The sequence below is a fragment of the Acinetobacter sp. IRS14 genome (assembly GCF_034650275.1).
In the GTDB taxonomy this organism is placed as follows: domain Bacteria; phylum Pseudomonadota; class Gammaproteobacteria; order Pseudomonadales; family Moraxellaceae; genus Acinetobacter; species Acinetobacter oleivorans.
In genome coordinates, this window is sequence record NZ_JAOVFN010000001.1 from 49,881 (window position 1) to 62,480 (window position 12,600).

The following is a 12,600-nucleotide window of genomic DNA, read 5'->3' on the forward strand; positions in this document are numbered from 1 at the left end:
GAACTGAAAGCTATTAACTTTATATATGATTTTGACTGAAATTAAAATATAAAAAATTAATTAGAGTTTGCCTATTATGCAAGGTGTAAAGCGAAGAATTGTCTATGTTTCTTCTTATGAAGTCATCGGAATGATTATTTCATCAGTAGGTTTAGCGATTTTAGCAGGTGATAGTCTTGAACATACAGGACCACTCTCTGTCATGATTACGACCATCGCTGTAACTTGGAATTTTATCTACAATATTTTATATGAGAAGTGGGAGGCTAGACAAAGCAGTAATGTTCGTACAGTTAAGCGTAGAGTTGGACATGCTATTGGTTTTCAGCTGACTTTAGTTCTGTTCTTGATACCGCTTATTGCATGGTGGATGGATATTTCTCTAGTTGCTGCTTTTTGGTTAGATGTGGCTTTTATTATCATTATTCCTATCTATACTTTTATATTTAATTGGAGCTTTGATAAGTTATTTGGATTGCCTGTTTCGGCACAAGCTAAAGCATTGAAAGAATAGTCACTAAATCAGCTTAATAAGCTATCAAGGTGTGTGACTTTGATAGCTTATCTCTAGTTTAATTATTTGATTTGATTTGATTTGATTTGATCAATGACTAACTGCTTTGAAAACTTAAGTTGAGCTTTCTTGGCGAAAATATAATAAATCACCGCTGTAGAAATAAGTCCTACCAGCCATGATAAGTCGATCCCTCCTAACATTGCAGCAATTTGTCCCGTATAAAATTTACTATCAATAAAAGGCAGTTGGATCAAAATACCTAGAAAGTAGCAGGTGATACCAATTCGATTCCAACGGCCATACTTGCCATTTGGATCATAGAGCGCATCTACATCACATTCTTCTTTAGAGATAAAGTAGTAATCAACCAGATTAATAGCACTCCATGGAATAAAGAAGGTAAGTAAAAACAAAATAAATGCTTTAAAAGCGCTTAAAAAAGTATGTTCACCTATAATTGCAATAAATGTTGAAATCACAACCATAGCAAGGACAATGAGTAATCTTGTTATTTTTGAGATTTGATTTGTCGATTTGAAACTATTCCAAACCGTAGCAATGCACATAAAACTACCGTAAGCATTTAAGGTTGTCAGAGTAACTTTGCCAAAAGCGATACTAAAATATAAAAAGGTCACGACGAGGGCAATTGGGTTCATACCCACAACATATTGAACTTCATTTCCGACAAAATTGCCGTTTGCAACCTGAGCAATCAAAACACCTAAGCTCATGGAAATTTGTGAACCCAATAGAGAACCTAAGCCAACGGCCCAAAATACACGAGATGAAGATGTTTTAGTTGGAAGGTAACGGGAGTAGTCTGCAACATAAGGCCCAAAAGAGATTTGCCAAGAAGCAGAAAGTGAAACTGCTAACAAAAATGAAGACCAACTGAAATGACGTATTGCTAAGAGTTCTGATAAATCAGAAAGTGCTAAAATTTGAGTCAAAATAATCACAAAAGCGATCAAACCAATAATACTGGCTACTTTGCCTACCAAATGAATTAAACGATATCCAATCGTTGCAAATATAATGATTAAACATGCGTAAATTAAGATACCAGTTGTATTGCTGACATGTGCGAGATGTGCAATTGCTTTACCAGCCAACACCTCTCCAGTTGCGGTAAAGCCAATATACATGAGGCAAACAAGTATGATTGGAATACAAGCACCATATACCCCAAATTGCACACGGCTTGAAATCATTTGAGGAAGGCCAAGTTTAGGACCTTGGGCAGCATGTAGTGCCATAACGGCAGCACCAAAACATTGTCCCACGAATAAACCAATAATAGACCAAAAAACATCCCCGCCTAATACAACTGCTAGCGCACCCGTCACAATTGCTGTGATTTGTAAATTAGCACCAAACCAGAGGGTGAATTGAGCAAATACTCCGCCATGTCTTTCATTTTCTGGAATAAAGTCAATACTTCGGTTTTCAATAAAACTACTATTTGGTTTCTCAGCCGATGAGCCCATTACACTCTCCTTGTCCTTTTAAGAGTCCACTCTATTTTTATTAAGTCAACATTTGTACAAACAAATACAAACATGTATATACAAGTAATTTAAAAAATAATCAAACAATTTTTGAGTCTGTAAAAGCTAAAAGTGGCTTAAATAATTCATAGATAAATAGAAAAAGTATTTGACGAATTTATTTTTTAAGAAGTTAAATAATGGAAAAATAATATATAAAAAAGCCCTCTATAGAGGGCTCAACTTTATGCGTTTGCATCTAAAACGATTTGGAAATAAGTAGGAAGTTCAGAAAATTGCACGAGTTGGGTTTTATCTTCTTGCTTAAAATAATATTGATAATTTGGAGTTTCTAAATGGTTATCTAGATATTGTGTTGCATCAGTAAACTGGGCTTTTGCAATGGGCTTATCTTTCTTGCATTTAATAATAACAGGATTTACCGAATTTAATTTTACAGGAACACCATTTTCAAATTTAGCAGTTTCAATCAACAAAGAAATTTTGAAATCACCAAAATTTACACAAAAGTGGCCTCCATTTTCTGTCTTAACTTCTCGGTCAGAGAAAAGATCTTTAAATAAACTCTTTAGGGATTCTCGGTGTTTATCTAAAGCAACTTGAAATTCATGATCTCGTTGCTCGATCTTTTCTTGTTCTTCTTGTAGCAATTTGGCTTGCTTTTCAATAGTTGTAAAATCCAGCTTCATTTTAATATCTCCTTTGGTTGTTTTAAAACTATATATGGCAATCTTTTATTAAGTTTTAAAGAAACATACAGTATTTGTTACAACGGAATAATTAAGATGAGCTTTTGTATAAAACTTCAAAAATGTAAAAAATGTTTTCGAAAATATAGGAACTTAAAGAGATTGTCGGGAGGTGATTTTGTATTTTATATTTGAAAATGCTGCTACATATTAATAGTAGATTTTAATGTAGCAGCATATTTCTTATTTTGTACAATGTTTTGCCATAAGTGGAGTACTTTTAATTTTTAAAAAACCTCCGCTACTCATGACACCAAGCATCACCAAACCTGTTCCTACTAACTGCCAGATATTAAGCGTCTGCCCAGCAAGCAGAGCAATTATCATACTGAACACTGGTACAAAGTTAAAAAATACCGAAGCGCGGCCAGCACCTAATTTTTGTATGCCATTAAACCAGAATAAATAAGCAATCATGGTAGAGCAGATAACCACATATCCCATGGCTAAATGTGCATTTACAGGTGCAGATGCAATGGCTGAAAGAGGATTTTCAAATATCATACTCAACAAACCAAGTGTTATTGCTCCAAACATCATAGAAAAAGTTGTTGTTTCTAGCGGCGTAGCATTTTTTACATAACGACGAGACAGTACATTTGCGAAACAAAATCCAAATGCACCTAATAATATAAATAGATCTCCAATGTCTATTTTGAGATGAAGTAAAGTTGTTATATGGCCCTGACTAATCACAAGTAATACGCCACTTAAGCCAAATAAAACGCCTAAAAATTTACTAGTGGTAAGCTTTTCACCATCTAGCATTATTGTCATTAATAGGGTCATTAACGGTGTAGTTGCCATAATTAAAGCACCGTTCACGGCAGATGTCGTTTTTAAGCCATAAAAACAGCCTATGTTGAAGCCTGCAATTCCAATTACCCCAATCACAAGGTAGATAACTAAATTCTGGCTTAAAGCTGACCATCTTAGTTGGCCTGTTATTGAAAAGATCAGAAGTAAGCCTAGGCTTGCAATTGAAAACCGTTCAGATGCAGCAGATAGCGGAGGCATATGTTGAATGATATAAGACATTGCATTAAATGCTGATCCCCAAAAAAACATTGTTAAGACAACACCAGCATAGGCATAAGCCACCGTTCTGTTCATGGACAGGCTCCCATCAAGAAAGGTTTTATTCTGGGCAATTATATAAAGGTGTACAATTCCATATTAATACACTTCTAATGTGAAAATTTGCACAATGATTGATTGGGAAAATTTACATTACTTTTCAGTTTTTACAGAAGAAAAGTCACTGTCAGCGGCTGCTCGAAAATTGGGAGTAGATCATGCAACTGTATCTAGAAGAATTGCCCAGCTAGAACAAAACTTAAAACTTAAATTAGTTGATCGTAGACCACGCACCTACATCCTAACCCCTGATGGTGAACGCCTTGCGCAAGTGGTTGCTCGTATGATGGAAGAAACTTTTTCTATTGAACGTTTAACTCAGGCTGGTCAGCAAGAAGTGATGGGAAGTGTTTCTATTAGTATGCCTCCTTTAACTGCGGCACATCTCATCATGCCTCATCTGGGCAGATTTTATCGACATTATCCTCAATTAAAATTGCGCGTGCTCGGTGATGTTCATTATGTTTCTTTACAGCATAGTGAGGCTGATATTGCGGTAAGATTTGGCCGTCCTAAAGATGAAAATTTAGTAGCTCGTAAAGTAGGTGAAATTCCTTTTGGAATATATGCGGGTCCAAATTATTTGGCTTCAACGGCTCCTGAAAATTATGAATGGATTAGTGTAGAAGTAGGGGGAGTACATGGTCAAAAACAGCAAAAACTAAAAGAAAGATTAAATTATAAAGAACCCATAATGGTGACCAACCATCCCGAGTTACAGTGGAGAGCTGCATGTGGAGAAGTGGGATTAGCGGTCTTACCGGATTTTTTAGGCGCTCTTAGTAATTTAGTTAGATTACAAGATGATCATCCGATGAGTGCTGAAATTTGGTTAGTTACACATGAAGATTTACGGCACAGTCCAGCAATAAGAGTAGTAATGGATTTTCTTGTATCTTGTTTTGAGCCTTTTAAAGTTTAAGCTGTTAACTATCGATTTATATAAAAAGCTGCTGGAGTCCGCAGCTTTTTTATTTTGATATATTTAGGTTAAACTGACTTCTATTCCGTTGCGTAAATTAGATTGATCCTGAACAGAATTTGAATCAATTTTGGCATAGGATTTGGTGAGTATACGTCTAGCAGTAAAATTAATTGGTTTTTCTAAAAACTTTGGTAATTTAATACCAAGTGGATTGGTCTCGGTTTTAGACACTTCGGTAGTGACTCTAGTTCCCATAATATAGTCAAACCAAGGTTTAGTAACGCACCAATTAGCATTTTGATTACTTGTCATGTGATGATCATAGTGCCAAGGAATACGTTTTTTTGCATATTCTGAATCTAAATGTGCTTTTGAATGTACACGCCAATAATTCCATAAGCCATAATAGAGTCCAGCTGTAAAAAATGGAGCGACAGGCAAAAAAAATGTAGCAGCTCCAGCTAATCCAATTAATGCTGTTTTTTCATTATAAATTTCAGCATTTTTGAACATCGATTCAGCATAACCTTCATCTTGAAAACCATTTAAGCGAGCGCGCTTATGATGAGCGATGTGAGTGAAAAATGGGCTATTACGATACTGACTTGGATATTCGTGTAACCAGACTTTATGAAAGTACCATTCAAGACCATTAGCAACAAAAACACCTACAGGAAAACCAAGCATATTGGGAACTTCTTAATTACAATTTAAAATGATTGTAAAAGAAGAATGTTTTATCCCTTTGACTTAACAGGCAGCTAGATAAGTGTCATTAGAATCAATTTAACTATTTTGTTTACGCTGGCGATAAGCACTAGGAGTCTCACCAGTCCAACGTTTAAAAGCTCGCGTAAAAGCAGAGGGTTCAGAAAAACCAGTTAGATAAACTATTTGATCAATTGTTTCTTGTGTGTGAGCAAGTAAACGTCTGGCTAGTTTTTCCCGATGCTGATTTAAAATTTTCTCATAATTTATATTAATTGCTTGTAAATCTGCTCGAAGGGTACGAGGGTTACGATTTAATTGTTCAGCAATAAATTTTTGATCAAAATGCCCAGATTCCAGTAATCCATTGCTAAGCAAACGCTCAATAGCATAAACGAGTTGATGCTTTTCTAAAGTCATTAACTGTTGTTCTGCAAGCGTTTCATGAATTCTTAATAATTCTGGTTCAGCAGCTGGTGAAGCTTTATTTAAAAGTACGCTAGGAAAAATAATAGAACCTTCGATTTGCCCTAAAATCACGGAGCAATTCCATATTTCCTCATATATTTCTGCTGATGCACCTTCTTGATGAGGCAAGATAATTTGAGTAGGTCTGAACTCTTTATTTGTAATATATTTAAAAAAATTAAGAAAAATACCTATGGCACATTCAAGATAATGTCTTACGGGATGCTTAAAACCAGACAGTATTGCTTGATCTTCCTTAATTGTTAATTTTAGGTCAAATACATCTGTAAGTATGGCTTGATATCTTAGGGTACGCTGTAAACCTTCTCCAAAAGTTGAGCTACTCAAAAATAGATATTCAATTACTAATCCCCTAAATGGCGGCATTTGACTACCTACATGCAAGCCAATATCAGGGTCTTCACTTATTTCTTCAGCCGCTGTCCAAAACCTTTGTTGAGTCGAATTATCTCTACGAATATTTTTATCGGGAGGCTGATTGGGTAAATTTACACTTGCAAAAATAGATGCTGCATCTAAGCCCATCTTTTGCATAGTCTGATAAGTCATCCACAAAAAAATTCCAGCATCTGAAGAACTTTTTGACATATTTTGATTACAACCATCCCTATAGACTCTATGGTGCATTCAATCATGATTTTACTATTGATGATATATCCTAGAAATTCATAGTATTTTAATTATCGGGAAAGAAACCAGCATCTTCACGTGCTTGCTTTAAAGCTAAGATAAAGCAGATTAATAAAAGGAATCCTATAAAAAAAAGAAAAAAATCGATGTTACTAATCGCAAAACCTATACTTGTAGCGCCTAGACTTAGTAATAAGATACATAATATTTTCCAAAAAATGAGCATGTTACGTTCTGATAAAAAGTCTAAAGATATTATTTGCAATTGAAGGGGAATTCTAAATTTATTTATGTTTTTTTTATTATAAATTATGTAATTCAGTAAGATTTTAATTTTTATGGTTTTTGATATAAAATTATGAAAATAAAACGATTTTTGTTTTGTTTGGCTCGATGAGTGAATTTTAATTTTTCTTAAAATTAAGTTTTTATTAATTAATAGAATGATAATTCTTTAGAAACACTATAAAATAGTGCTCATGAATTAAATTTATTTTTTTAATTTATTTAAAACAATATGTTATGTTGTCTATTAGAATCTTTGTTAAAAAAAAGACTTGATCTTTAAGCTATTTTTTGAAATTATAGTCATGCAAATTGTGATCTATTTCCCACAATTTGTATTTCAGGTTAAGTGGTTATCACTAATGCTCATTTGCTATTTTTGCTTATGAGCATTTTTTTATGTGATTTTTTAATAGAACTACAAAGTTTTAAAAAATAGCCTTTGTGTTCCCTTGGTATCGTTAAGCTTATTTTTTTAGTAATTTTATAGAGAATAGTTAATCATATTGAATCGTCACCGTCGCTGTAGCTTTAACCTCACCTGCGGTCACATTGGTGGCGGTCTGATAATAACGGGCAGTTAAAGGAATATCATATTCAACAGTTTGGTTGGAACTCACGCTACCTATATTGAGTTTGGTTGCTTTTTGAATCGGCTTATTTGCCCCATTCATATTCCATAACAGTTCAACACCAACGCCGTTAGCTTTTATTGAATTCGCAGCACTGTTGTTAATCACCTGATTATTGGAGGTATCAGAATTATAATCAAAACTTAAGCTGATCGTATTGCTTGTAGCGATACCAGAGTTGTTTTCGCCACCATTACATAAGATCGATAAATTAAAATTCTGTTCCCCTTGGGTTGACCCAATCGCTCTAAAGCCTGATTTCATCACGGTTGGAAGTTGAACTGGTGAATCTACACCATTTTGAATTTCACAAGATGAAGACGCAATAAGAATAGGGGCATTACTTAATACAGTAGTGGTTAAAAATGGGCGGTTCTGTTGCCCTGATACGTAATAGGTACTGTAACGGCCTGCAACTAGTGCACCAGAACCAGTTGTCATGGCAGTTTTAATAACTTCCATAACAAAATATCCAGGGGAAAGTGTATAGGTTTGATTGGGTGTTAATGTACGTCTATAAGGATAATATCCTGAAAAATCTGAAGCATCGGCAGCTTCGCGATAAAGACGAATCCCAATACCCGGAATATTGGTGGCATAAACATTATTGCCTATTGGGCTAATTGGATAATTTAAGGGGAGAGCTGCAATAATTTGATCACTTGCTCGATTACAAGTTGCAGTCGAATTATTAGGAGATATTGTAAAAGTATTCTTTTGTAAGATCGTTCCTATTGGATCGTTTGGTTTTACTACGATTTTACCTATCGTCATCGGAATATCGACGGTAGTAAATCCTTTACTTAAATTACAATTTGCATTTGTATGGCTATAAGCAAATAGACTCACTGCCAAAAATCCAATTTTTTTTAAAATATTATTCATTTACAGACTGCCTTTGTCATAATAATTGGTTGGTTGTTATGCTTTATTTGATCCGCTATATCGTATTCAATCTCACATTTTTCAGTACTCGTATTTCCCCATTTCACATATAAACGATCATGGGTTAAGGGTGTTCGTAAATAAATGCGACTGCCTTGTGCGACAATGCCTATTACTTCGTTATTCTGGTTATATACCTGTGCGGCAAAAGGTAGATGTGAACCATCTAATGTTGTTGTATTAATAAAAAGTGCATAACCTTTTTTTGTTGAGAATTGGACTTTAGTGATTGAGCCTGCATAGGGTGCAATCCGTAAACTACTTTCAGCAAGTTCAATTTGGGTAGACATGCCTTGCGGGTCAAGACTAATGTCATTCATACGGTAAGGCGTAACATAGGGAATAACGGCATATCCGTTTTTGTTAATACTTAGCCCGGGTGTATTACCGACTTGTGCTCCAGTAGCATCCGGCGCATAGACCAACACCATGGTTTGGGCTTGATCTGGCCCAAACAAAATTCCTTGAGAATGTGCAACAACATTGCCACTGAAGCTAAGCATTTCTTGTTGGTATGAATCTGCATGACTGAATGAAGCACCAAGTGTTGTATAGTTTGTTTTATAGGTGCCATTAATATTTAGGTTGGTTTGATCATGGTCCTGATTAGAAATTGATGCGCCGTAGTTTAAGCGATTTCCTGTAAAGCCACTGAAGCTTAAAATCTGACTGTCGTCACCAATAACACTATTAAAAGTCAGAGAATTTTTCTTAAAATCTAATGGAAAAGAGAAAGAAGCAAGGTACTGTGTATCTTGTCCTGTGCGAGCGCCGTCTTCTTCAATCTTGCTGCTCATTGCAGATAAACTATAAGTTAAATCTTTAAATTGATTGCTATAACCTAATTGGAACTGTTTATTGGTCTTGGGTTGATTCCAATAATTTATCCATGAACCGACTAAGTAAAAATTTCCCCATTGCTTTGGAAGTACCTGATTTAAAGTAATCTGAAATTCACTTTTTTGTTTGTCTACGGAAAAGCTATCAATATTTTGCTTTTGTAAATCTTGAATTAAAATTGCATCACGCAATTTGAGGTAGTTTTCAGTTGAATAGCGATAAGTCGCTAATGTTAAACTAGTATTTGTTGGGGAAAATAACTTACTGTAGCTTAAACGATAGCTTTGCCCAGTCATTCTAGGTTGATGATCAAACTCAGTTTTTGACTGGGTAGCATCAAAAGAAATCGCTCCAATAGGTGTTGAAAAAGCCGTACCTAGTAAGAGTGAGAGATATTGTTGCGTTGCTTGAAGTGCGGTGTAAGTTGTGAGGTAATTATTAATTCCCCGTTGATACTTACCTTGTATTAGCCAAGGATTTAGACCTAGATTTGAATCTCGAAACTGTCCTAATGTGAAAGAGTATCGACTCATTTGCGGGCGTAGCATTTCGACGACAGAAGCATAGGGAATAGCGAATTTCTGAATTACGCCATTAGATTCAATTACCGAAACTTGTAGCTCGCCCCCAAATCCTGTTGGGTAAAGATCATTAATTTCAAAGTTTCCGGGCGGTACTGTTGTTTGATAAATTAAGTTGCCTTGTTGTCTAACCTCGACTTTCGCATTGGTTTTTGCATAACCTCTCACTCTGGGAGCATAACCGAGCATACTGTTTGGAAGCATTCGGTCATCACTTGAAATATTTACACCGCGATATGGTAAAGAATCGATAAAATCACTATTAGTAAAATAATCGCCTAAAGTCACAACACCATGAATTTTCGGAAATGCTTTTTGTATATAAGTATTTGTTGAAGTATAAGAAGAATTATCAGATTGAAAATCAGTATGGTCTTGCCATTTCCATTGTCCATTATGGCGAAATTGCCAACTCGCTAAATTTGCTCCAAGATTAGTCCCCATAAAAGCATATGTACTTTCATGTTGTTCGTTAACTATTCGATAAGCAGTCGCGTTATATGTCAAAAAAGCTGCATTAATACCTCGATCCCAAAGATGTGGATCGATATAGCCCTGTGCATTTTTTTCTAATGTGACTTGGGGGATAGAGATATCAATTCTTAAACGAGAACTATCAAATAAATAAAAAGCATTATCTATCCAATGACCTAGTGCATCACAAGAAAGAGAGGATATATGAGAATGTTGGTTAAGCACATCAGCTTTTACGCCATATTCTAGTAACATGGCTTCTGTAAAACAGGTTTCGGCATTTACGTTAGGAGAGCTGGCATTAAAGCGCATGCGTCGTTTACCCAACCATTGACCATTAACATAGACATCTAAGCTATATTCGCCAGCTAAGATGGGGTTTCCATATTTGAAACGACCAATATCAATTTTTTGTGCATTACCTACTAAAAAATTGCTATCAAATTCTGCTTTTGAGAAACCTGAAACATCAACATTATTTTGTGCATATGCTGCCAAAGGCATAAATAACGCAATACTTGAGGCCACATAACAAGTAAAAGGGCTTTTTAAACATATATAAGGTATAAACCATTTAGACATAGTTTTAGAGCCTATTCATGATAGGTATTTAGGTTTTTTTAAGTAATATAGTAAGGTTAGAATTTTATTGGATGCTCAACTCTTCCGCCGTAATCATTGATATATACAAAGCTCATATCTACTACATTTTTATTCTTTAGTTTTATTTTATCTTCAGAAAAAGGGGCAACCATTAAACCTTGTTGTAACAAGTCTGCTTTATGGCCTTCAGTTCCTTGAAAAATGGAAATGATAGTGAGGAAAAAGGGAGTCGGATTCTTTACTACTAGATATTGATCATTTATTTTCCATTGAACTTTTTCACTTAGCTGTTCAATATTTTCTTTTAGATCTATAGGACGATAAAAGAATTTAATTCGCGAACGTACAGCGAGCTGTAAAAAATTATTAGAAATTGGGGTACTTTGGTCTTGTTGAGTTTTGCCTTCGGGTTTAGGAGGTATATCTAAAACATTAAGCCAGAAAATTGATTCTTGTTGCTGACTTAATTGAGACGAATTAGGTAGAGCTGTAATTCTTAAAGTTTGGCCCTTAGTTGCTTCTACTCGTGAAATCGGGGGAGTAATAATGAAAGGCACATTTGCTTCATCGGGAGTTGATTTTGCATTTCCATCATCAATCCAAGCTTGAACAAGAGACGGAGCTGTGCCGTTATTGCTTAGTTGTAATGTGATCTCACGTGCATTTGAAGGATAAACGACACGAGTTCCATGCAAAACAATTTCAGTATGACCTGTGGTAGTCAGTGCTACCTGTAGGCAAACTAATCCCCAAAAAAACTTACGACCACGAAAAAGCATGAGCCATATTCTCAATAATGAATAATAAATAGGAGATAGCTTCTATTTAGAAATAGAAGCTTCAGTTTTAATTTTATTGATAAATAATCGTGTATTTTACTTGCGACGTTACCGTACCAGCAGTAGAAGCACCTGTAGCATAATATTCAGCATAATAGTTAAGGTCAGCATCACCACCTGCTGAAACATTTACCCATTGTGAGTTGGTTTGCGTGCTATTCGTGCTTGTAGCGAGTACTGGGATTACAGCATTATTACTGCCTAGCAACTGGATATTCACGTTTGTTGCCGCACCCGAGGTTGCTTGGTTTAATAAACGACCAGTATTAAAGTCAACTGTAGCGCCCGGCTCGAAATAAGTGGCAACTTTACCAGCAGAAGCACAGTTCGTTAAATTAATTTGAAAAGGTGTGCGACCAGCCACATCACCTGCATTTTTTAAAGTTTGAGATGAAACTGTAGGTAGATTAATTGTTAGATTTTTATCTCCAGTATCAATAGTACAAGTATTATCCGTGACAAGACCATTAATAGTAATTGTGCCATCTGCTGCTTGTGCATTTGTTATATTTAAGAGAGAAACCGCTGCTATAAAAATAAACTTTTTCATAAAATCCCCAGAATAGCCTTTTAAAATAAAATCCATTACTTTTCAGCAAGTTTATTCTGCTTAAGTAAGGCGAAGGAAATATATCACTTTTCAACCAAAAAACAAGAAGAACATTATATTTATATATATTTTGATCAATTGTTTTTATAAATAAATTTTTTTGAAATATATTTTTTATCAGTTGG

Annotated in this window: 12 protein-coding genes; 2 read left to right on the plus strand and 10 right to left on the minus strand. The window is 35.0% G+C overall.

Annotated features, from left to right (window positions below; genetic code table 11):
- Positions 1–76: 76 nt before the first annotated feature.
- Positions 77–514 carry a PACE efflux transporter gene (locus ODQ17_RS00235; protein ID WP_322900946.1) on the plus strand — a complete coding sequence of 146 codons (438 nt, stop codon included), beginning with the start codon at positions 77–79 and terminating at the stop codon, positions 512–514.
- A gap of 62 nt (positions 515–576) precedes the next feature.
- Here ODQ17_RS00235 and ODQ17_RS00240 read toward each other — a convergent pair whose 3' ends face one another.
- From ODQ17_RS00240 to ODQ17_RS00250, 3 genes are all read right to left on the minus strand, one after another.
- Positions 577–2,007, minus strand: a complete 1,431-nt coding sequence (locus ODQ17_RS00240; protein ID WP_322900949.1) for a purine-cytosine permease family protein — start codon at positions 2,005–2,007, stop codon at positions 577–579.
- Between the two features lie 245 nt (positions 2,008–2,252).
- Positions 2,253–2,717 (minus strand): hypothetical protein, encoded by a 465-nt coding sequence (locus ODQ17_RS00245; RefSeq protein WP_144730686.1) that lies wholly within the window; start codon positions 2,715–2,717, stop codon positions 2,253–2,255.
- A 243-nt stretch (positions 2,718–2,960) separates the two neighbouring features.
- Positions 2,961–3,890 carry a DMT family transporter gene (locus ODQ17_RS00250; protein WP_267530236.1) on the minus strand — a complete coding sequence of 310 codons (930 nt, stop codon included), beginning with the start codon at positions 3,888–3,890 and terminating at the stop codon, positions 2,961–2,963.
- A 94-nt stretch (positions 3,891–3,984) separates the two neighbouring features.
- Between ODQ17_RS00250 and ODQ17_RS00255 the strand changes: the two genes are divergently transcribed.
- Positions 3,985–4,836: a LysR family transcriptional regulator gene (locus ODQ17_RS00255; RefSeq protein ID WP_322900952.1), complete on the plus strand. Its 852-nt coding sequence runs from the start codon at positions 3,985–3,987 to the stop codon at positions 4,834–4,836.
- Positions 4,837–4,899: 63 nt separating this feature from the next.
- Here ODQ17_RS00255 and ODQ17_RS00260 read toward each other — a convergent pair whose 3' ends face one another.
- The 7 genes from ODQ17_RS00260 to ODQ17_RS00290 all read right to left on the minus strand — a co-directional run bounded on the left by ODQ17_RS00260 (position 4,900) and on the right by ODQ17_RS00290 (position 12,415).
- The gene (locus ODQ17_RS00260) at positions 4,900–5,526 is read right to left on the minus strand and encodes a sterol desaturase family protein (protein ID WP_322900954.1); all 627 of its coding nucleotides are present in this window, start codon (positions 5,524–5,526) and stop codon (positions 4,900–4,902) included.
- Positions 5,527–5,625: 99 nt separating this feature from the next.
- Positions 5,626–6,624: an AraC family transcriptional regulator gene (locus tag ODQ17_RS00265; protein ID WP_322900956.1), complete on the minus strand. Its 999-nt coding sequence runs from the start codon at positions 6,622–6,624 to the stop codon at positions 5,626–5,628.
- 88 nt (positions 6,625–6,712) lie between these two features.
- Complete coding sequence (locus tag ODQ17_RS00270; RefSeq protein ID WP_035331443.1) at positions 6,713–6,892, minus strand: hypothetical protein; 180 nt, start codon at positions 6,890–6,892, stop codon at positions 6,713–6,715.
- A 556-nt stretch (positions 6,893–7,448) separates the two neighbouring features.
- A complete protein-coding gene (locus ODQ17_RS00275; protein WP_111853736.1) occupies positions 7,449–8,468 on the minus strand; it encodes a fimbrial protein in 1,020 nt (339 codons plus the stop codon).
- Positions 8,465–10,921 carry a fimbria/pilus outer membrane usher protein gene (locus tag ODQ17_RS00280; RefSeq protein WP_322901473.1) on the minus strand — a complete coding sequence of 819 codons (2,457 nt, stop codon included), beginning with the start codon at positions 10,919–10,921 and terminating at the stop codon, positions 8,465–8,467. Before ODQ17_RS00280 ends, ODQ17_RS00275 begins: the two co-directional genes overlap by 4 nt.
- A 140-nt stretch (positions 10,922–11,061) precedes the next feature.
- Positions 11,062–11,805, minus strand: coding sequence for a fimbrial biogenesis chaperone (locus ODQ17_RS00285; protein WP_322900962.1), 744 nt, complete (start codon positions 11,803–11,805; stop codon positions 11,062–11,064).
- Positions 11,806–11,878: 73 nt separating this feature from the next.
- Positions 11,879–12,415 carry a fimbrial protein gene (locus ODQ17_RS00290; protein WP_421613622.1) on the minus strand — a complete coding sequence of 179 codons (537 nt, stop codon included), beginning with the start codon at positions 12,413–12,415 and terminating at the stop codon, positions 11,879–11,881.
- Positions 12,416–12,600: the final 185 nt, after the last annotated feature.

What these genes read in the sequence shown, in the direction of transcription:
- ODQ17_RS00235 (WP_322900946.1), top strand. Translation starts at nt 77, where the DNA reads ATGCAAGGTGTAAAGCGAAGAATTGTCTATGTTTCTTCTTATGAAGTC.
- ODQ17_RS00240 (WP_322900949.1), bottom strand. Translation starts at nt 2,007, where the DNA reads ATGGGCTCATCGGCTGAGAAACCAAATAGTAGTTTTATTGAAAACCGA.
- ODQ17_RS00245 (WP_144730686.1), bottom strand. Translation starts at nt 2,717, where the DNA reads ATGAAGCTGGATTTTACAACTATTGAAAAGCAAGCCAAATTGCTACAA.
- ODQ17_RS00250 (WP_267530236.1), bottom strand. Translation starts at nt 3,890, where the DNA reads ATGAACAGAACGGTGGCTTATGCCTATGCTGGTGTTGTCTTAACAATG.
- ODQ17_RS00255 (WP_322900952.1), top strand. Translation starts at nt 3,985, where the DNA reads ATGATTGATTGGGAAAATTTACATTACTTTTCAGTTTTTACAGAAGAA.
- ODQ17_RS00260 (WP_322900954.1), bottom strand. Translation starts at nt 5,526, where the DNA reads ATGCTTGGTTTTCCTGTAGGTGTTTTTGTTGCTAATGGTCTTGAATGG.
- ODQ17_RS00265 (WP_322900956.1), bottom strand. Translation starts at nt 6,624, where the DNA reads ATGTCAAAAAGTTCTTCAGATGCTGGAATTTTTTTGTGGATGACTTAT.
- ODQ17_RS00270 (WP_035331443.1), bottom strand. Translation starts at nt 6,892, where the DNA reads ATGCTCATTTTTTGGAAAATATTATGTATCTTATTACTAAGTCTAGGC.
- ODQ17_RS00275 (WP_111853736.1), bottom strand. Translation starts at nt 8,468, where the DNA reads ATGAATAATATTTTAAAAAAAATTGGATTTTTGGCAGTGAGTCTATTT.
- ODQ17_RS00285 (WP_322900962.1), bottom strand. Translation starts at nt 11,805, where the DNA reads ATGCTTTTTCGTGGTCGTAAGTTTTTTTGGGGATTAGTTTGCCTACAG.
- ODQ17_RS00290 (WP_421613622.1), bottom strand. Translation starts at nt 12,415, where the DNA reads ATGAAAAAGTTTATTTTTATAGCAGCGGTTTCTCTCTTAAATATAACA.